The organism is Pseudomonas sp. FW300-N2F2 (genome assembly GCF_017351655.1).
Classification (GTDB): Bacteria; Pseudomonadota; Gammaproteobacteria; order Pseudomonadales; family Pseudomonadaceae; genus Aquipseudomonas; species Aquipseudomonas fluorescens_AA.
On sequence record NZ_JACNDQ010000002.1, the window covers coordinates 22,007 to 39,159 of the forward strand.

20 protein-coding genes and 1 pseudogene are annotated in these 17,153 nt (G+C 58.7%); 7 read left to right on the forward strand and 14 right to left on the reverse strand.

Features of this window, described 5'->3' with window-relative positions:
- The first annotated feature begins 6 nt into the window (after nucleotides 1-6).
- Nucleotides 7-954: a LysR family transcriptional regulator gene (locus J4E63_RS14715; protein ID WP_207282525.1), complete on the forward strand. Its 948-nt coding sequence runs from the start codon at nucleotides 7-9 to the stop codon at nucleotides 952-954.
- 93 nt (nucleotides 955-1,047) lie between these two features.
- Entirely contained in the window at nucleotides 1,048-1,581 is a 534-nt protein-coding gene (locus tag J4E63_RS14720) for a DUF1003 domain-containing protein (protein ID WP_207282526.1), read from the forward strand.
- Between the two features lie 28 nt (nucleotides 1,582-1,609).
- Here J4E63_RS14720 and J4E63_RS14725 read toward each other — a convergent pair whose 3' ends face one another.
- Nucleotides 1,610-2,218 (reverse strand): TetR/AcrR family transcriptional regulator, encoded by a 609-nt coding sequence (locus J4E63_RS14725; RefSeq protein WP_207282527.1) that lies wholly within the window; start codon nucleotides 2,216-2,218, stop codon nucleotides 1,610-1,612.
- 189 nt (nucleotides 2,219-2,407) lie between these two features.
- On the opposite strand from J4E63_RS14725, the gene J4E63_RS14730 reads away from it, so the two are divergent.
- On the forward strand, nucleotides 2,408-3,466 hold the full coding sequence (locus J4E63_RS14730; protein ID WP_207282528.1) for an MBL fold metallo-hydrolase: 1,059 nt from the start codon (nucleotides 2,408-2,410) through the stop codon (nucleotides 3,464-3,466).
- A 17-nt stretch (nucleotides 3,467-3,483) separates the two neighbouring features.
- On the opposite strand, the gene J4E63_RS14735 is transcribed toward J4E63_RS14730, so the two are convergent.
- Nucleotides 3,484-3,801 (reverse strand): helix-turn-helix transcriptional regulator, encoded by a 318-nt coding sequence (locus J4E63_RS14735; protein WP_060740988.1) that lies wholly within the window; start codon nucleotides 3,799-3,801, stop codon nucleotides 3,484-3,486.
- 81 nt (nucleotides 3,802-3,882) lie between these two features.
- Nucleotides 3,883-4,659 carry a helix-turn-helix domain-containing protein gene (locus J4E63_RS14740; RefSeq protein WP_207282529.1) on the reverse strand — a complete coding sequence of 259 codons (777 nt, stop codon included), beginning with the start codon at nucleotides 4,657-4,659 and terminating at the stop codon, nucleotides 3,883-3,885.
- Nucleotides 4,660-4,772: 113 nt separating this feature from the next.
- Here J4E63_RS14740 and J4E63_RS14745 point away from each other — a divergent pair, with 113 nt between their 5' ends.
- A complete protein-coding gene (locus tag J4E63_RS14745; protein WP_207282530.1) occupies nucleotides 4,773-5,585 on the forward strand; it encodes a sulfite exporter TauE/SafE family protein in 813 nt (270 codons plus the stop codon).
- Between the two features lie 3 nt (nucleotides 5,586-5,588).
- On the opposite strand, the gene J4E63_RS14750 is transcribed toward J4E63_RS14745, so the two are convergent.
- From J4E63_RS14750 to J4E63_RS14765, 4 genes are all read right to left on the reverse strand, one after another.
- Nucleotides 5,589-6,578 (reverse strand): hypothetical protein, encoded by a 990-nt coding sequence (locus J4E63_RS14750; RefSeq protein WP_207282531.1) that lies wholly within the window; start codon nucleotides 6,576-6,578, stop codon nucleotides 5,589-5,591.
- Nucleotides 6,579-6,806: 228 nt separating this feature from the next.
- Entirely contained in the window at nucleotides 6,807-8,012 is a 1,206-nt protein-coding gene (locus tag J4E63_RS14755; RefSeq protein ID WP_207282532.1) for a methylaspartate mutase, read from the reverse strand.
- A 40-nt stretch (nucleotides 8,013-8,052) separates the two neighbouring features.
- Complete coding sequence (locus tag J4E63_RS14760; protein WP_207282533.1) at nucleotides 8,053-8,508, reverse strand: cobalamin B12-binding domain-containing protein; 456 nt, start codon at nucleotides 8,506-8,508, stop codon at nucleotides 8,053-8,055.
- A gap of 14 nt (nucleotides 8,509-8,522) precedes the next feature.
- Nucleotides 8,523-9,647, reverse strand: coding sequence for a fatty acid desaturase (locus J4E63_RS14765; RefSeq protein ID WP_207282534.1), 1,125 nt, complete (start codon nucleotides 9,645-9,647; stop codon nucleotides 8,523-8,525).
- A gap of 110 nt (nucleotides 9,648-9,757) precedes the next feature.
- On the opposite strand from J4E63_RS14765, the gene J4E63_RS14770 reads away from it, so the two are divergent.
- Nucleotides 9,758-10,639 (forward strand): LysR family transcriptional regulator, encoded by an 882-nt coding sequence (locus J4E63_RS14770; protein WP_060740994.1) that lies wholly within the window; start codon nucleotides 9,758-9,760, stop codon nucleotides 10,637-10,639.
- Between the two features lie 19 nt (nucleotides 10,640-10,658).
- Here the strand turns inward: J4E63_RS14770 and J4E63_RS14775 are convergent, their stop codons facing one another.
- Nucleotides 10,659-11,645: a quinone oxidoreductase gene (locus J4E63_RS14775; protein WP_259333863.1), complete on the reverse strand. Its 987-nt coding sequence runs from the start codon at nucleotides 11,643-11,645 to the stop codon at nucleotides 10,659-10,661.
- Nucleotides 11,646-11,655: 10 nt separating this feature from the next.
- Nucleotides 11,656-12,276, reverse strand: a complete 621-nt coding sequence (locus tag J4E63_RS14780; RefSeq protein ID WP_092201650.1) for a LysE family translocator — start codon at nucleotides 12,274-12,276, stop codon at nucleotides 11,656-11,658.
- Between the two features lie 249 nt (nucleotides 12,277-12,525).
- Between J4E63_RS14780 and J4E63_RS14785 the strand changes: the two genes are divergently transcribed.
- Together J4E63_RS14785 and J4E63_RS14790 are read left to right on the forward strand one after the other, a co-directional pair.
- Complete coding sequence (locus tag J4E63_RS14785) at nucleotides 12,526-12,804, forward strand: type II toxin-antitoxin system Phd/YefM family antitoxin (RefSeq protein ID WP_207282535.1); 279 nt, start codon at nucleotides 12,526-12,528, stop codon at nucleotides 12,802-12,804.
- A gap of 203 nt (nucleotides 12,805-13,007) precedes the next feature.
- Nucleotides 13,008-13,358 carry a helix-turn-helix domain-containing protein gene (locus tag J4E63_RS14790; RefSeq protein WP_207282536.1) on the forward strand — a complete coding sequence of 117 codons (351 nt, stop codon included), beginning with the start codon at nucleotides 13,008-13,010 and terminating at the stop codon, nucleotides 13,356-13,358.
- Here J4E63_RS14790 and J4E63_RS14795 read toward each other — a convergent pair.
- From J4E63_RS14795 to J4E63_RS14815, 5 genes and pseudogenes are all read right to left on the reverse strand, one after another.
- Entirely contained in the window at nucleotides 13,339-13,497 is a 159-nt protein-coding gene (locus tag J4E63_RS14795) for a DNA-binding protein (RefSeq protein WP_207282537.1), read from the reverse strand. The genes J4E63_RS14790 and J4E63_RS14795 overlap by 20 nt on opposite strands.
- 248 nt (nucleotides 13,498-13,745) lie before the next feature.
- Nucleotides 13,746-14,256, reverse strand: a pseudogene (locus J4E63_RS14800) (Bro-N domain-containing protein).
- 392 nt (nucleotides 14,257-14,648) lie between these two features.
- Nucleotides 14,649-15,896, reverse strand: coding sequence for a ribonucleotide-diphosphate reductase subunit beta (locus tag J4E63_RS14805; protein ID WP_003204812.1), 1,248 nt, complete (start codon nucleotides 15,894-15,896; stop codon nucleotides 14,649-14,651).
- 490 nt (nucleotides 15,897-16,386) lie between these two features.
- Nucleotides 16,387-16,602, reverse strand: coding sequence for a hypothetical protein (locus J4E63_RS14810; RefSeq protein WP_207282538.1), 216 nt, complete (start codon nucleotides 16,600-16,602; stop codon nucleotides 16,387-16,389).
- Between the two features lie 30 nt (nucleotides 16,603-16,632).
- On the reverse strand, nucleotides 16,633-16,896 hold the full coding sequence (locus tag J4E63_RS14815; protein WP_025215112.1) for a DUF2790 domain-containing protein: 264 nt from the start codon (nucleotides 16,894-16,896) through the stop codon (nucleotides 16,633-16,635).
- Nucleotides 16,897-17,153 lie beyond the last annotated feature (257 nt).

Below are 17,153 nucleotides of genomic sequence, written 5' to 3' on the forward strand. Positions count from 1 at the left end.
CGCCGCTTGTTGATTCCTGGTGGCCACTATAGATTGGCGTTCACGCAATCAATATTGGCGTTTATCCAAGTGATCAATGCAGCAACGCACTATCGTCTGGACTATCCCGATCTGTCCCTGATCCTGGCGCTGGTCCGGGGTGGCTCGCTGGCACGGGCCGCTCGGCTGCTGCAGGTGGACGTGTCCACGGTGTTTCGTTCGGTACGTCGGCTGGAGGCAGCCCTGGGCCAGCCCTTGTTCGAGAAAAGCCGTTCCGGGTACTTGCCCACGAGCCTGGCCCAGGCATTGGCCGAACAAGCCGAGCGCGCCGAGCAGGCTTTGGAGGCGGCACGGGTGGGGGTGGAGCAGGGCGGTGAGGTCATCAGCGGGACGGTGCGCCTGACGTGCAGTGATTCGGTCCTGCAAGCGTTGTTGCTGCCGGCGCTGGCGCGTTTCATGCCTGCTTATCCGGCGTTGAGCCTCGAGTTGAGCACCTCGAATGACTTCGCCAACCTGAGCCGCCGGGATGCCGACATTGCGTTGCGACTGACCCGTACGCCGCCGGAGCACTTGGTTGGTCGCAACCTCGGCAATGTGACGTTCCGGGTATGTGCCGGTGCCACGTACCTGCGCCCGGCGAATGTGGATGACCTGGCCGCCATGACCTGGATCGCGCCGGACGATTTTCTCCCCGATCACCCCACCGTGGCCTGGCGTCGTCAGCATTTACCCGGCGTAGTGCCCGCCTATCGCTGCAACAGCATGCTCTCGGTCACCGAACTGGTGCGGGCGGGTTTGGGGGTGGCGGCGCTGCCGGACTTTCTGATCGACGAAAACCAGGGCCTGATGCCACTCGGTGAACCGTTGCTGGGATATGACACGGCTCTGTGGCTCCTGACCCGTCCGGACTGTCGGGCCTTGCGTTCGGTGGTGACCTTGTTCGATGAGTTGGGGCGCAATCTGCGGTGGCGCTGACTTTTAACGCGCGGGCTGTGCATGACTCAATGGATGATGATCCCCTTACGGTTATAGTGCCTTGAGCACCCGCCCCTGGCAGAGAACATCACGATGACGAAGTCTTCCCAAACCACTCCCTCCGTACCCGTTGACCATTTACGTTTTCATCGCCCTCACGCTCATCTGGCGCCGACTTTTGGCAATGACCGCTTTGCGCTGAGGGCGGAGGCGTTCGCGCGTTTTTTCGGGACGCCGATGTTCCTCGGTGCGCAGACTTTGATCGTGCTGCTATGGGTCAGCCTGAACCTGATGGGGGTCTTTCACTTCGATGCTTACCCGTTCATCTTGCTGAACCTGGCGTTCAGCCTGCAGTCGGCCTATGCCGCCCCGCTGATTTTGCTGGCGCAAACCCGACAGGCCGCTCGGGACAAGGCCCAGGCGGAAGCCGATGCGCAACATCGCGAAGCCTTGGCCGTCGCCAACAGCGAGCGCCAGGCCCAGGCCGCGCAGAACACGGCGCAGTTGCTCCAATTGTTGGAGCAGAACACCCGCCTGACGGAAATGACCAAGGCGTTGACCGAGCGTATCGACAGCTTGACCACCGAAATGCACCAGAAGGTTGTGCACAACCCATCGATGCAGTAACCCTCATCCAGCGGGATGTGCCAGCCAATCAGGCCTGGTAACGACTCAGGAACATGTCGAGGGCCGATTCGATCACCCGGGCCTGCTCCTCCTGGGTCAGGCTCGGTTGCCCCATCGAAACCTGCGGCCAGAAGGCGAACGTCTTGAGTAGCCCATGCATTTGCTGGGCGGCAAATGCCGGCTCCACGGGCTTCAACCGAGCATCGGCCTGGGCCTGGCGAATCCAGGCCGTCAGGCCTTCTTCACGCTGGCCCATGCGCGACACCATGTTCTGGGCCCGCTCCGGGGAATGAATCGTTGCGGCGATGGCGATGCGCGCCAGGTCGAGGAAATTCTCGTCCGCCAGCAGGTGCAGTTTGGCTTGCAGCAACGTTTGAAGCTGCTCCCGCAGCGGCGTTTGCGAGCTGTAGGGCATGTCCTGTTCTGCGGTAATGCTGTTCCATAACCGATTCAGAATTTCGGCAAACAGCTCTTCCTTGCTGGGGAAATGGTTGTACACCGTGCGCTTCGATACGCCGGCAGTCGCCGCGATCTTGTCCATGCTGGTGATCTCGAAACCGCTGCTACGGAATTCAGCAATCGCGGCCTGGAGGATGGCTTCGCGTTTTCGCTCGGTAAGGCGCTGCGGTACGGTCATGGGCATTCGTCGGTTGAGAGGAGAGAACTTACACTCGGCAGTTTACTTGCTCCGAGCATTCATGCAATCTAGAAACTACACCGAGTGGTGTAGTTTTTGTGTCAAACGGCTGAGCGTGCATGCAACGGCCATCCAGCGTCCCACAACGGCGAAGCGCAATTGCGACGACGTCCTTGGAGTTATCGCACCATGACCATTCCCTCTTTTTCGACCGATAGCCCGTCTGCCCAGCATTTATCCCGGCACGAACAGGGCAAGTATCGCAATCACGCCTTCACTCCGCGACAAGGGTTCGGCACGACCCTGCGCATCATCTGGAACATGACCTTCCACAAGCCGCGCGCTACCCGGCCTGCGGGCGCCATCGAGGTTCAACCGCTGACGCGCGCCGCGTTGCTGGCCGCGCCCAATCACAGCGTCTTCCGTCTCGGCCACTCCACCGTGTTGCTCAAGCTGCGGGACAAGTTCTGGCTGACCGACCCGGTGTTCTCCGAACGTGCTTCACCCGTGCAATGGGTCGGCCCCAAGCGTTTTCATCAGCCGCCCATCAGCCTGGAAGAGTTGCCGCCGATTGAAGCGGTGATCCTTTCCCACGATCATTACGACCACCTCGATCATCAGGCGATTCTCAAGTTGGCGGCCAAGACTCGCCACTTCCTGGCCCCCCTTGGCGTGGGCGATACCCTGATCAAATGGGGTGTCGATGCCAGCAAGGTGCGTCAACTGGACTGGTGGCAAGGCACCGAGGTGGACGGCATCGAGTTCATCGCCACGCCCTCCCAGCATTTTTCCGGTCGCGGTCTGTTCGACAGCAACAGCACCTTATGGGCCTCGTGGGTGATGATCGACGGCGCCACGCGAATTTTCTTCAGTGGCGACACCGGCTACTTCGAGGGTTTCAAACGCATCGGCGAACAATACGGCCCCTTCGATCTGACGCTGATGGAAACCGGCGCCTATAACGTCGATTGGCCCCATGTCCACATGCAGCCGGAGCAGACCCTGCAGGCTCATATCGACCTGAAGGGCCGCTGGCTGCTGCCGATCCACAACGGCACGTTCGACCTGGCGATGCATGCCTGGTATGAACCTTTCGATCGCATCCTGGCCCTGGCCTGGGAGCGCAACGTGTGCATCACCACACCGCAAATGGGCGAAGCATTCACCCTGGCGCAGCCGCAACGTGGCCGCGCCTGGTGGCTGGACGTAGAACCCTCGGCGTACCAGGACCGGGCCGGTATCGCCTAGCACCTGCGCAGACGGTGTTATTCGATCATCGCGTAATCGGGCCGCCCCATCGGGTCCGGCGTCGCGCCCTTGATGTTCATGCCGCGCCCCGGTGCGAACCCGGGGAAGAACACCAGCCCCTCGGCCTCCAGGCGAAACGCCAGGGCCAGGCGGGTTACATCGAGCAACTCGCCACCGGCCTCGAAGCGGCGGATGGCCTGGACCGAGACGCCGGATTGCCGGGACAGCTCCTCGACACTCCAGCCCAGCATGGCTCGGGCCTGCGCACTGTGAGCAGGGGTGAATTGATAGACAGCGATGCGTTCCAGGGTGGTTTTGATTGCGAGAGAGGCCATGGGGTGCTCCAAAGCTGTGGGATTCAAAAATACTGTGTTTTTGTACAGTTGTTTTGAATCCTGATCAATCTCATTTTTTGATCAATGACCGGTGGTCTTCTCCAGCCAGGCGCTCGGTGCGTGACCCAGCACCCGACGGAACATGGTGGAAAACGCAGCGGGGCTGTCGTAGCCCAGATCCAGGGCTATGCACGTCACCGAATCCCCTTCGGCCAAACGGGCCAACGCCGCCATGACACACGCCTGCTGTCGCCACTGGCTGAAACTCAGTGTGGTCTGCCGGCTGAACAGGCGATTGAACGAGCGCAGGCTGATATGCAATTGCGCCGCCCATTGCACGGGCGAGGCATGAGTGTCGGGGTGTTTCAGGAACGCCTGGCACAGGCCGAGCAGGCGCGAATCCTGGGGCAGTGGGAGGTGCAGTGGCAGATGGGTACTGCGCAGCAGTTCGTGCAGCAGCAGATCGATCAGCGCGCCGTCGCGTCCAGCCTCGTCGTAGTCCGGCGCAAGCTCCACGGCTTCCATCAGCAACTGGCGCATCAAGGGTGACACGCCGATGACCTGGCACCGCGTGTCCATGGTCGTAACCGCAGCCGGTTCGATGTACAGGCTACGGGTGCTCACGCCCAGCATCAGCACTTCATGGTCGACCCCCGGCGGAATCCAGACCGCCCGTTGCGGCGGCACCACCCAATTGCCGTCCGCCGTGCCGACCTGCATCACCCCGGTGGCACCGTAGAGCAGTTGGGCCCGGCGATGACGGTGCAACGGCAGCAAATGCCCGTGGGGGTAATCGGTGCCAATGGCGACGACGGCCCTGGGTGTGGCATCCAATAAATCGATCGAAGTGTTGCGCATCGAAGGGTGACTCGCGATTGGCGTAAACGCGAACATTATTGGCTGGTTTGCTACAGCGGGCCAACCTTCGTTTACCTATCGTGGACGCCTCCCCATTCCACGGACTTCCCTAGATGTTCTACGTATTGCTCGCCTGTTTCGGCTGCTTGAGTGGCGTGACCGCCGTGCTGTTTGGGTTCGGCGGTGGTTTTGTCGTGGTGCCGTTGATCTACCGCCTGCTGATGGCTCGCCACGCAGGTGACGTTATCGGTGAATCGGCGATGCATATCGCCGTGGCCACTTCCACCTGCGTCATGATCGTCAACGCCCTGGTTGCCACAGGAAAACATCACCGCGCCGGTCAGCTGCTTCGTCATTACTTGTGGCCGTTCGGCGCCTTCATCGCTCTGGGCGCGATCCTCGGCGCAACGGCTGCCACCTGGATGAGCGGCGAGATTATCCGCTACGCCTTCATTGCCTACTTGTGCCTGACCATTCTGGATTGCCTGTTGCGGCGAGGTTTTCTGACACGCGCCAGTGATGCCGACCCACGACCTCTGTCGGCGATGGAGACGACGTTGGGTGGTACGGCTGTCGGAATCATTGCCACGTTCCTGGGTGTCGGCGGAAGTGTCATGACCGTGCCGCTTCTGCGCCGATGTGGTTTGAACATGTCCCAGGCCACGTCCATGGCCAATCCGCTGAGCCTGCCTGTCGCTTTGGCCGGCACCGTGACCTATATGGCTTTGGCCGGTCTCACCGGAACGGATCTCGGGCCGTGGTTCGTCGGTTATGTCGACTTGCTGGCCTTCGCTGTGCTCACGCTCGGCGTGCTATTGGGCATCCGTCTGGCAACGCCTTGGATCGGGCGGATACCGGATCGGCTGCATGCGCGGGTGTATGTGGGGTTGTTGATGCTGGTCATGGGGGGGATGTTGCTGGGGTAGGGGCTATTGATCCGCCAACCCCGGCGCCTCCCGAATAATGAAGTGGTCCAGGTTCTCGATATTGGCGCTGAACACCCCGAACGTCTGGTCGGGGTTTTTCTTGCTCGGCACCTGCTTGAACTCCGGCGTCACGCCATAAAAGAAGCAATACAACGACTCGTCACTGTCGATGGCGTGCTTGATTTCTTCCAGGAACGCTTTGCGCTTGCGGTAGTTGTCGATCAGCTTCTTGCTCAGGTAAACGTTGACTGAGTAAGGCTTCTTCTTTGCCTCGTCCGCTTGCTTGAACCAGACCTTTGCTTCGAAATCGATGCGAAAGCTCAGCGTGTAATCCTTGATCTCCTTGATCTTGCCCCAGTAGATCAAGCCCTTGTTGTCCTGCAAGTAGTCGATCTTCTTGAAGAACGATCCATAGGGCGCCGTGTGCTCGCCAATCTTCAGCGGCATGCGCTTGAGCAGATCCTTGTTATCGAAATTCGAGACGAAACATTCCACCGGGTGGGCGAAGACACTGGTCTTGTCCGGCGTCGAGTCCTGGGCGGAATGAGTGTCATCACCGTGGGACGATACAGGGAGGGGCGTAGGGCGAGTCGCTTCAACATCTTTCGGCAGATCGGACGGTTTACGCACGTACTGACGCCGAGTCAGCAACAGCTCCGACGGAAAATGCTCTTCGCGGTCGTCATCCGTTTCCGCCTCGCCACTTTGCGCACCCAATCCCGGCGTTTTCGGGCTGACATAAGGACAGCCCTCGATATGCTGGGTCGTTGGTTGGTTCTTGAAATGTGGCGTGCGAATGTAATTGACGCTCTTGGCATTGAGCGTCGTCAGCCGATTCTCCTCATCAAACGCCGTCCGACAGGCATCGTTGGGGCACTGGAACTGTTCTTTCGCGGAATCGAACGCCACTGTCTCGTCGAAATTCAGATCGCGCACGTCATAGATCGACAGCTTGTCGTCGAGGCTGCGGCAATAGGCGAGGTCGAATTTCATGAAGGGCTCGGGTCCTTGAGGGGGAAAGGATATTAATAGCGGGAGACGGGGTGGGTTGCACTGACTGTTTTCAGCTCAGTGCAAAATCTGCAGCAATGCCCCGGCCACGGACAGCGCCCGAGACTTATTGATATCCCCAGCTCGATACCAACCCTGTGGCGAGGGAGCTTGCTCCCGCTGGGCTGCGCAGCAGCCCCCAATTAAGGCAGCAAGCGGGTCGTTCCAGAGTCAAAGCACGCAGTCATAGGTGCGGATGTTCTGCCTCAGTGCCGCCAGAAACGAGAAGGCATTCTCCACTCGCTCGCCTTGGAACCCGTGGTAATAGTTTTCCGGCGTCAGCACGGTGCCGGCGCCGCGTTTGTTGTCGGGGTGCAGGCAGTAGGGGATCGACAGAAAACCACTGTCAAAGGCACCGAGCAGGGCTTCGGACAAGTTGCTGTCGTGGGCCAGCGTGCCTTCGATCAGGCGTTTCGCGCTGCGCAGGACGCGTCCGTGTTCCTGGGAATCGAACGGAATCTGCGGTAAAACGCCGTCGGTGTTCAGGCAGTAGTCGCAGTACTCCAGCGCCGCGATATTTTCCTCTACCCGGGGAATGCGCCTTGATTCCACCGGTGTCTTGATGATCACGCGCTGCACACCCGTGGCGCGGATCATCGCCAGCGCATCGCCAGTGATTCGGCAAAAACCGCCAAGCGAGCGCGGGAAGAACCCCATGAACACATAACCGACAAAGTGATAGCTGCCCGGCGCAAAATATTCGGCCGCGAGTTGTTGGAGGGCTGCCACCGCCGCACGATCCTGCACCGGCGAGGTGCCTTGAGCGTAGGAGAACGATAGTGTCTTGATGCCATGGGAGCGCAAGAACAACCCTTCAAGAATATTCAGCGCCACCAGAATCACCGGGTCGCACATCTGTCCCATCATGCAACCGGCGAAGCTTTCGATGTGACTGTTGTCGACGCCGCTGGACAGCACCTGACAGGCTTTCTCCCAGTGCTCGAACGCCTCGCGCAATGGCGTGCGACTGTACGGCAGGCAATAGGAAATCGGCCCGCCCTCGGTGGTGGGCAGACCGACTTCGACCATGCGCTCGAAAATGTGCAACGGGTCGGGCGAACCATGACGAACCTGCACTGGCAGGCGGTAGCGCGCATCGATCTGGTCGATCATGGCACGGGTCTGCGCTGGCGGATGGTTGACGATCGGATAACCGTTGAGCATCGATTCGCTGTCGATGGCCCGTTGCGCTGCTTCAAGATTGTTTACCCGGGTGAACGCATCAAGGGTGATGGTGCACACAGTGTTCGCCCGGCTCGCTGCCGTGGCTTCCAGGCCGGCTTGCATCCGGGCCGGGTCACTGAAGCCCATTCGCGGCTGGAGCACCGGGCCATGGGCGTTGAAGCGTTCAAGAACATGGGTATTGAAATCGATCATCCTGATCTGCCTTTTTGTGAATCGGTAAGGGTGCAACGGGTCAGCGAGCGATCCGTTTCTCCAGGTAATGCTCTGGATACAACTGGGCAGACACCAATTCCTGAAAGGCATCGAAGCTGTTGGCCACGCTGTCGTCGAACACCTCATCGAAACCGGCGGCGCGCAGTGTGTCGCTATGGCGGGCAATGGTCCGAGGATCGTTTTCGGTGCAGATCTTGCCGCCGATATACACCCCGTCGGTGTGTTTGGTTTCGCTACGAATACGCTGCGCGAGTTCAGCGCCTTCGATGTAGCCATGGCCATTGACCGTGCTGACGACAACCATGGCGCTGGCGTGGCGGTTGAGCCGCGCGATCACTTCATCCATGGGCGTGTTCGGTCCCAGATTCTCGACGTTGTAGCCCATGTCTGTGAGCAGGAACTCCATGAATACCAGATTCCAGCTATGGGAATCCGAAGGCACGGTGGTGAGCAGAGCAGTTTTGCTGAAAGTCATCGTTAAAGTCCTTTTTAAGTTGCTGTCCTGGTTGCGTAGTACGGGAGCGCCCGCTGAAAGTTGCGAAAGTTAGTGGTCACCGAGTTGATGTAGCCCCAGGTCTCGGCGTAGTTCGTGGGAAAGGGTTTGGAACCTTCGATCCTGTCCCGTTCGCGGGCAGTGATGTAGTTCGGCCAGTCTTTGGATCGTGGGCGCCGGTGATGAAAGTCGTGACACGGTGTATCGCCGACCATCACAAACACCCGGACAAACAAGTGGAACGCCAGCATCTTGATCAGCCAAACGCTGATATGGGCGAAGCGTCGAACAGTTCCCGCACCTTCGGGGATGCGCAGTTCTTCGCCGATGAATACGCCGGTGGTGCTCTCGCAAATGAAGTCGATGCCGCGCCGTTCCAGCACGTCCACGCTGGGCCAGGTGTGCTCGGCCGCCAGGCGAAATGTGGTGCTGATGTGGTAGCCGGAGAAGATCGGAATCACCCACGCCACGATGAACAGATCGAAATGGCCCACGGCTGCCGACAGCAGTGCAAGGCCCGCCCAGAAGACCAAGGTCAATACTGCGACGCGGCGGTTTTCAGCCGTGGCGGTGCCTTTCAATCGGCCCCAGCACGAACGCAGCACGGCCAGTGGCGACAGCGCGGTCGAGACCAGTTTGGTCCACATGCTGGCGATGCTGTCGGACGGTTTCAACCCCACCACACTTTGCAGGTAGGAGAGGGTGTCGTCATCGTCGGTCAGCAGCGTTTTCGAACTGTGATGCAGCGCGTGTTCGCTCTTGTAGGTATCGAAGGGTTTGAGCATCAGGACGCCGGAAATGATTCGGCCGACGGTCATATTGGTCTCGCGCGATTCGAAGACCATGTCATGGGCGCAGTTGTGGCAGATCATCACTTGCATCTGCTTGATGCCACCGGTGGCCAGGACAAAGCCCAGCAGCCACAGCGCAATGCTGGCCTGCGAATAACCAATACCGGCCAACAGTGCGCCGCCGGCTATTAATCCCGCCGACACAACGATATGGTGGAACGGCTTCAGAGGTCGGACTTTATCGAGGTCTTCGGGCAGAGGCTTGGCTGTCAGCCAACTCAGAAACGGCTGCATGAACCCTGGAAGGGCGCGCATTGAGTTACGTATCATCCATGTTTCCTCTAGGGTTTTGCTCCATGCAAAAACTGTAACGTGGCCTCTGGATATTTCGAATAGAAATAGGTGGGGATCGATTTTCCATTTTTGGGTATGTCATCGACATGGATTGGGATGATCTGAAGGTTTTTATCTTCGTGGCTAAATCGAACAACGTGACCGAGGCCGGAATCTCGCTCAAGGTTTCGGCCTCGACGGTGTCGCGCAAGATCGCGGCGCTCGAGGAATCGCTCGGTACGGTATTGTTTTCGAAGAAGACTAACGGTTACTTCCTGACCGAAGCGGGAAGAGCGTTGCTGCCATTGGCACTGGAAACGGAGGAGCGTTTCAAACTGATCGAGCGGCAAATGTCGCAACCGGGTGATCGGATGGCGGGACAGGTGCGCATCGATTGTCCGGAACTAATGGGCACGCACTTGATCATTCCGCAACTCGCGGTATTTCATGCTCAGCACCCGGAGATCAGTTTCGACTTCATTAACTCGGCGGTGTCGTCGAAACTCACGCAGAGCCACAGCGACATCATTATCCGCTTGCGCAGACCGGAGAACGGTAACTTCACCATGCGCCGGGTCGGAACACTGATGCAGGGGCTTTTCTGCTCCCGGGCTTATGCCGATGCCAACGGTCTGCCGACCGAACCCGCCGACCTCAAGCACCACAGCCTGATCGGCTGGACCGAAGAAATGTCGTATATGCCGCTCGCCCAATGGTTGAGCGAAATGGCCGGAGACCAGAAGCTGTGGATGCGCGTTTCAAACCTGAATGCGCAGCTCAAGGCCGTCGAAGCCGATCTGGGGATTGCCGCGCTACCCGTCTATGTCGGACATCAGTCCGGTCTGTGCCAGGTGTTGGCCAATCACCCTGCTCGCCGCTCGGAAATCTGGTTGCTGCGCAATCAGGCGACCCAGGGTGTGAGCCGCGTTGATCGAGTGGTGGAGTATCTGACGGAGCTGTTTCACGGCAAAGCGGTCGGCATGCACTGACCACCGTCTTACCGCGAGGTCATGGCACCAGAATCAATGAACCCTGGGTTTGGCGGTATTGCATGACGCAGTGGGCCTGGGCCGCCAGCGCGAGGGGGAAGTGCGCTATTGCCGGCAAACGAATCGCGCCGCTGGCCACTGCTTGCAGCACCCGTTCGGCTGCGTGGGTCAATTCAGCGTCGCCGCCGATGTAGTGCTTCAACGACGGCCGCGTCACATGCAGCGAGCCCATCTGCCCGAGCCGGGACAGGTTGAAATCCGTCACGTCGCCCGAAGCATTGCCAAACAGCACGAGGTGGCCGCGCGGACGCAAACTCGCCAATGACAGCTCTACGGTATCTTTACCGATCGAGTCGAATACGACATGGGCGCCTTTGCCATCGGTCAATTCACGGATCGACCCCAGTGTGTCTGGCGCTTCGGCATTGAGGGCCGCTATGCACCCCACATCCAGAACCTGGCGGCGTTTGGCTTCGGTCGAAGCCAGACCTATCACGTGTACGCCGCGAGCGACCAGCCAGCTTGTGGCAATGCTGCCCACGCCGCCCGCCGCCGCGTGCCATACCACAAAGTCACCAGGCGCCAACGGCACGCAGCGATGCGTCAGGTATTCGGCCGTCAGCCCTTTGAACATGACGCCCGCCGCGACTTCGCTCGGCACGCCATCGGGCAGGCGTATCGCCCGCGAAGCGCGAACGACCGCGTGACTGGCGTAGCTGCCGGTCGAGCTGTCGACGAAGGCCACTCGATCGCCAATGGCCAGGTTTTTCACCTGCGATCCACATTCGATGACACGCCCAGCACCTTCCATGCCCAAGCCCCGGGGGAAGGCTGAACCATCGTCCAGCGCGCCGGAGCGCCGGTGCAGGTCGATGAAGTTCACGCCGGCGGCTTCGATGGCCACAGTGATTTCTTCAGGGCCGGTGGTACGCAGCGGGTATTTGCGCAATTCCATGACGTTGGGTGCCCCGGGGGCGGCGAAGACAATTCCGTGGGTCTGGGTCATGTGAGCCTCCTTAAAGCGGGCCGATGCGCAGGAAAATCCATACCGCAACCGCTATCAGCATCAGGCCGAACGCAGCGTTCTGAAACATCAGCAGTTTGGGGCGGGACTGGATCAGTTTCTGCACGGTCGAACCCATCGACACCCAGATGACATGGGAGAAGAAGTTCAGCGAAATCAGCGCCGCACTGAGGATCAACACGACAGTGCTGCTGGTCTCGCCGGAAGGCATGAACGTGGAGAACATCACCAGCAACATCACGATCCCTTGCACGTTGCCCAGTTGTATAACAATGCCGTCCCGAAATTGCAGGTGCATGGCCTTGTCGGTGGGCGCTTTCAGTGGACGACGCAGCATGCGCACACCCAGCCACAAGATGTAGAAACTGCCCACCACTTGCAGCGCCCATACCAGCGTCGGATTGTTCATCAGCGTGTGATAAAGGCCTAAGCCGACCAGCACGGCGATCAGGAAGTAAGTAATGTCGAGCCCAACGATAAACCGCACCGAACGACGCACACCGCTTTGCGCACCCGACGTCGCCACCATCAAGTTGCCGGGGCCCGCACTCAGGGTCAGCGGAACCATGGTCGATAACCAAAGCAACCAGTTGATGCTGAAAATTTCTTGCATGTTGTCTTCCTTAATCACAACGCGGACTTAACTCCGGCAAGTCTAATTCGCAGTTGCTTCTAAGGTTATAGCGAAGAGCGCAAGGCGGTTTCCCATAAATGGGGGAAGCGTGGTGAGGAGGAGGGCGGTCGCCGTTGCCTTTAGGTGAGCCGACGTTTTGGGAAGGCCAAGCTGCTCGGGCGTGAGGCGTCCGGTGGCTATCGGAAATCTCCGGGGTGGGCTAGCTTAGCGAACCCCAGGGAGGTGATTATGAGTGAACGGGTGCAAGTAGATATACGCCAGGCCAAGTCCCAACTTTCCCAACTGGCTGAACGTGTATGGCGTGGCGACAAGGTGGTGATCACCAGAGCCGGCCAGCCATATCTGGAGCTGCGGCCTCATCTCGATACACCACGGGTGCGCAAGCCTGGGCGGTTGAAGGGTAGGGTCCGGATGTCTGCGGAATTCAACCAGACCCTCGACGATGTCAACGATGGATTCGAGGGCGGTCCCCTGGAACCCCTCGTGATCCCTATGAGCAAATGTTGATTGCCCAGGCTCAAGAACACTGATTATTCCAAACCCGCCACCGCCCCTGTGGCGAGGGGATTTAGCGAAACGTCGCACCGCCCCGCTGGGCTGCGAAGCAGCCCCAAGACAACCGGCATCATAATGCCGGTTACGCGGTGAAACCCTTGGCTAACCGGAATTATATTGCTGAAAGCTGAGCGCCCGGTCGAACGAGAAAATCAATGAAAGAATACACCCCCGAAGGTCGCCAGGCACTGCTTGAAGATATCTCGACCCAGCACGCGACGGGAAACGAAACCCTGGGAACCGCCGTTCGCCGGCTACGACTCGAGGTCACCGGTTTGGACCAGGAAACCTTTGCACTGATGTGCAAGATGTCGACCAAAGCCCTGTACCAGATCGAGAAGGACAAGGGTAATCCGACCCTCAGCACCATTGACGCCATCATGAGGAAGTTCGGACTGCGTCTCGGGCTGACCAGAGCGCCACAAACCATTTACACGCCGCGGCTTGGGCAGGAAAAGCCTGCCTCTAATGCGCCCATTCGCGGCACTAAGCCTCGTCGCCAATAGGCGGATCAACAGGCTCTTCAGCAATGCAAGCCTGGTCGAATTCCCCCATGGTCGCCTCGTCGATAGCGTCGATTTTCAGCAGTGCTTCGGCCGAGCTGTGAATCGACTCGAAGGCCTCACTTTTTATTTTTTCCGTCATTGCATATTCCCATGTGTTCTTTTTCGTCCACCAAAAGCTGGGCGGCTCCCGAAACCACTATTCCACATCGCCAAAGCCGACCTGCCCGGGATCCTACAAAACAACGCAGTAATTAAGCCCTACGCAAACCGATGGCCTGACACCCGTGGCGAGGGAGCTTGCTCCCGCTGGGCTGCGAAGCAGCCCCAATTCCATACGACCAACAAAAAACCGCCGCCCGAACACGGACGACGGCTTCTGATTGAATCTCAAAACCCTCGCAAAACTCTCGACGTTTTCCGCCACCAGGATTCATGCTGACTAAACGGATCATCCACCAACACCGCCGGCATGGCCCGCAAGCGAATCCATGGTTCATCCTGCCAGTGCAGCATGCAGAGCGACATCTTCGGCCAATCCAACACGCTCAACGTAGGCCGCTCCACCTTATGTGAGCAGCGCTCATCCCGCAGCGTAGGCACTACCTGATGCGTGATCCACTCACGCAGCAAGCGGTACTCGGGGCAGTAGTGATAAACCAGCAACGCATAAACACCTGACTCGCTCAGCATCAGACGCTCTTCGGTCAACCCGTGGACATGCACGAGCATCATCCGGCGCTGGTCAGGGTCAAGCTTGCGGGTCATGCGCTCATCGAGGTGCTTGCTTATCAAGCGCCCCAAGTCGTAGGCGCTCAACCAAGCCTGGTTTTCAACCAAATAGGGCGTGAAGATGGAGGTTGTGACGGGTGAAAACCGCCGGAATGTAAGCATCAGGCATGATGGGTCTCCGAGGTATACGGAGAGCAGAGCTGCGTTCTTGTGGGCATAACCACCTCTACGTTCGAAGGTTAGCGGCGCGAGCCCGACGTAGAGGATGTAAGAAAAATCCCAACTAGCTATTTTCTCCACACAGAGTTGCAAATGTCCTTAGACAGTACGCGGTTCTATGCTCGGCGATTAGCTACTACGTTGGGCGTTTCTTAGGCACCTGCGACTAAGATAGGTAACGAGGCAGTACGGCGTCAATGCGGAACGATTCTGAGTTTTTCGTAGGGCAGAGGTAGCGTATCTGTCCTGAAGTTAAACGCGGTTTTGGTTCCGTAGAATACAAAAAACCCCGTTTTCACGGGGCTTTCAGTTAGGCGTGCAACATAGGATTCTTCTTTCGAATCAATCCCAGCTCAAAGCCCCACCCGTCTGATACTCAATCACTCGCGTCTCAAAGAAGTTCTTCTCTTTCTTCAAGTCCATGATCTCGCTCATCCAAGGGAACGGGTTAGTCGTGCCTGGATACTCTTCTTTCAGACCAATCTGCGACAGGCGACGGTTGGCGATGAACTTGAGGTAGTCCTCCATCATCGCCGCGTTCATGCCCAACACGCCGCGAGGCATGGTGTCGCGGGCGTATTCGATCTCCAGTTGTGTACCCTGCAGGATCATCTGGGTCGCTTCTTCCTTCATCTCGGCATCCCACAGGTGCGGGTTTTCGATTTTGATCTGGTTGATCACGTCGATGCCGAAGTTCAGGTGCATGGATTCGTCGCGCAGGATGTACTGGAACTGCTCGGCGACGCCGGTCATTTTGTTGCGGCGGCCCATGGAGAGGATCTGGGTGAAGCCGCAGTAGAAGAAGATGCCTTCCAGGACGCAGTAGTAGGCGATCAGGTTGCGCAGCAGCTCTTTGTCGGTGTCCGGGGTGCCGGTTTCGAACTTCGGATCGGAGATCGAACGGGTGTACTTCAAGCCCCAGGCGGCTTTTTTCGCGACCGATGGGATCTCGTGGTACATGTTGAAGATTTCACCTTCGTCCATGGCCAGCGATTCGATGCAGTACTGGTAGGCGTGGGTGTGGATCGCCTCTTCGAATGCCTGGCGCAGGATGTACTGACGGCATTCCGGGTTGGTAATCAGGCGGTACACGGCCAGGACCAGGTTGTTGGCAACCAGGGAGTCGGCGGTGGAGAAGAAGCCCAGGTTGCGCATGACGATGCGGCGCTCGTCGTCGGTCAGGCCTTCCGGGTTTTTCCAGAGGGCGATGTCGGCGGTCATGTTGACTTCTTGCGGCATCCAGTGGTTTGCGCAGCCGTCCAGGTACTTCTGCCAGGCCCAGTCGTATTTGAAGGGGACGAGCTGGTTGAGGTCGGCGCGGCAGTTGATCATGCGCTTTTCATCGACGGCGACACGGGCGGAGGCGCCTTCGAGTTCGGCGAGGCCTTCGGCGACGTCGAGTTTGTCGAGGGCGGCCTTGGCGCGAATGATCGCGGCCGAGTCGCTGGCCGTCACGGCCCGGGCTTCGAGGGCGGCGGCACCGCCGGCGCTGTCGAGGCGGTCCATGTTGGCTTCAGAAGCGTGGCCGGCGTTGGCGCCTTTTACAGCGACTTCGCCGTCTTCTTTGTCGAATTCGTCCCAGCTCAGCATGACGTGTCGTCTCCTGCGTGAGGGCCAGATGCCCGATGAAGGCCTACTGGCCGCGATGGATCTTGGAAAAATCGTTTGTTGCAGCAGCTGACGCAGGCAATAAACAGAAAAATGTACGGGTCGTTCCGAAGCGGCGCAGAACGCCGGGAGGCATTTGGCGCTGGCGTGGGCTTCAGGCAGCCTTGATTCCCTGTAAGGGAATATTGCAGGCCCGTTTGAGGCGGCATTATAAGGACTTTTTTGCCTACGTGCTGCGGCGAAATGGCTCACAGACGGCGTCGCGAAGGGCATATCCGCGTGGGAGCGAGTATTTACAAGGCTTTGGCCGCCGAAGATTTTTTTTGCCTGGGTCGAACGGCGGTTGGTTTTGATCAAAAAACGAGCGTTTTTTGCGGTTTTGCACTACATGTTGTGTTTTCGGAGGGTTTTCAGCGGTTCCAGACACAACCAGGCCCGATCGAGACCGGGCCATGGAAAATGCCAGTAATGATCAATCGGTACGGGCCGAACCGGTGCGGTCGTTGCCATCGGCTGCGACAGTGGTCGGGTCGGTGTGGTCGTGAGCGTCGGTGGCGACCGTGGCAGCATCCGTGAGGTTGTAGCGGTCGATGGCGGCGGCTGAACCGGTGCGATCGAAACCGTCGGCGGCGAAGCTATTGGTGGCCAGTACGGACAGGGCCAAGGCGAAGAACAGTTTGCTTTTCATGGTGGTTGCTCCTGGTTCGTTCAAAGTCGATCAGCCGTTGGAGCAGCCGTTGCCCATGACGCTGTAGCGCAGGATGTGACGTTGGCCCTTGGAGTCGTCGTATTCCATCTTCGCCGGGACCACTTCGCAGACATTGGGGATGTCGCTCATGGAAATGACTTTGGCGATGTCCAGGTGGGTGGAGTAGGTGTACTCCTCAATGGCGGGTTTTTGCTGTGCGACATCGGTCGGGACCTCATCCGCCATCGCGGTGGCGCACAGGCTGCCGAGGACCAGAACCCATAAAGCTTTCATCTGATTCACCTTTCTTCAGGTCGAGTGGGGTCACGCAACCTTTTTGGGGTTGCGTGTGGAACGTGTATTGGAAGTTGGATTAACGGCCTTCGTGGGGGCTGTGTTGCGTTAATCGTGTTTGCCGGTTGGCGAGATGAATTTTAGGGAGTGGGGCTGGGCGCAAAAAGCCTTGGTTTTGATAAACACTGTTGGTTGATCTGGTAATAATCGCTGCAGGTGGTGGGGTTGTCTGTGGCATCTATGTTGGAGGTGCTGCC

Bases quoted from the DNA above. Each gene is read 5' to 3' on its own strand.
- J4E63_RS14795 (WP_207282537.1), bottom strand. From the start codon at position 13,497: ATGACGGAAAAAATAAAAAGTGAGGCCTTCGAGTCGATTCACAGCTCG.
- J4E63_RS14785 (WP_207282535.1), top strand. From the start codon at position 12,526: ATGAGTGAACGGGTGCAAGTAGATATACGCCAGGCCAAGTCCCAACTT.
- J4E63_RS14740 (WP_207282529.1), bottom strand. From the start codon at position 4,659: ATGCGCAACACTTCGATCGATTTATTGGATGCCACACCCAGGGCCGTC.
- J4E63_RS14745 (WP_207282530.1), top strand. From the start codon at position 4,773: ATGTTCTACGTATTGCTCGCCTGTTTCGGCTGCTTGAGTGGCGTGACC.
- J4E63_RS14775 (WP_259333863.1), bottom strand. From the start codon at position 11,645: ATGACCCAGACCCACGGAATTGTCTTCGCCGCCCCCGGGGCACCCAAC.
- J4E63_RS14780 (WP_092201650.1), bottom strand. From the start codon at position 12,276: ATGCAAGAAATTTTCAGCATCAACTGGTTGCTTTGGTTATCGACCATG.
- J4E63_RS14720 (WP_207282526.1), top strand. From the start codon at position 1,048: ATGACGAAGTCTTCCCAAACCACTCCCTCCGTACCCGTTGACCATTTA.
- J4E63_RS14750 (WP_207282531.1), bottom strand. From the start codon at position 6,578: ATGAAATTCGACCTCGCCTATTGCCGCAGCCTCGACGACAAGCTGTCG.
- J4E63_RS14790 (WP_207282536.1), top strand. From the start codon at position 13,008: ATGAAAGAATACACCCCCGAAGGTCGCCAGGCACTGCTTGAAGATATC.
- J4E63_RS14805 (WP_003204812.1), bottom strand. From the start codon at position 15,896: ATGCTGAGCTGGGACGAATTCGACAAAGAAGACGGCGAAGTCGCTGTA.
- J4E63_RS14735 (WP_060740988.1), bottom strand. From the start codon at position 3,801: ATGGCCTCTCTCGCAATCAAAACCACCCTGGAACGCATCGCTGTCTAT.
- J4E63_RS14730 (WP_207282528.1), top strand. From the start codon at position 2,408: ATGACCATTCCCTCTTTTTCGACCGATAGCCCGTCTGCCCAGCATTTA.
- J4E63_RS14760 (WP_207282533.1), bottom strand. From the start codon at position 8,508: ATGACTTTCAGCAAAACTGCTCTGCTCACCACCGTGCCTTCGGATTCC.
- J4E63_RS14815 (WP_025215112.1), bottom strand. From the start codon at position 16,896: ATGAAAGCTTTATGGGTTCTGGTCCTCGGCAGCCTGTGCGCCACCGCG.
- J4E63_RS14755 (WP_207282532.1), bottom strand. From the start codon at position 8,012: ATGATCGATTTCAATACCCATGTTCTTGAACGCTTCAACGCCCATGGC.
- J4E63_RS14770 (WP_060740994.1), top strand. From the start codon at position 9,758: ATGGATTGGGATGATCTGAAGGTTTTTATCTTCGTGGCTAAATCGAAC.
- J4E63_RS14810 (WP_207282538.1), bottom strand. From the start codon at position 16,602: ATGAAAAGCAAACTGTTCTTCGCCTTGGCCCTGTCCGTACTGGCCACC.
- J4E63_RS14765 (WP_207282534.1), bottom strand. From the start codon at position 9,647: ATGATACGTAACTCAATGCGCGCCCTTCCAGGGTTCATGCAGCCGTTT.
- J4E63_RS14725 (WP_207282527.1), bottom strand. From the start codon at position 2,218: ATGACCGTACCGCAGCGCCTTACCGAGCGAAAACGCGAAGCCATCCTC.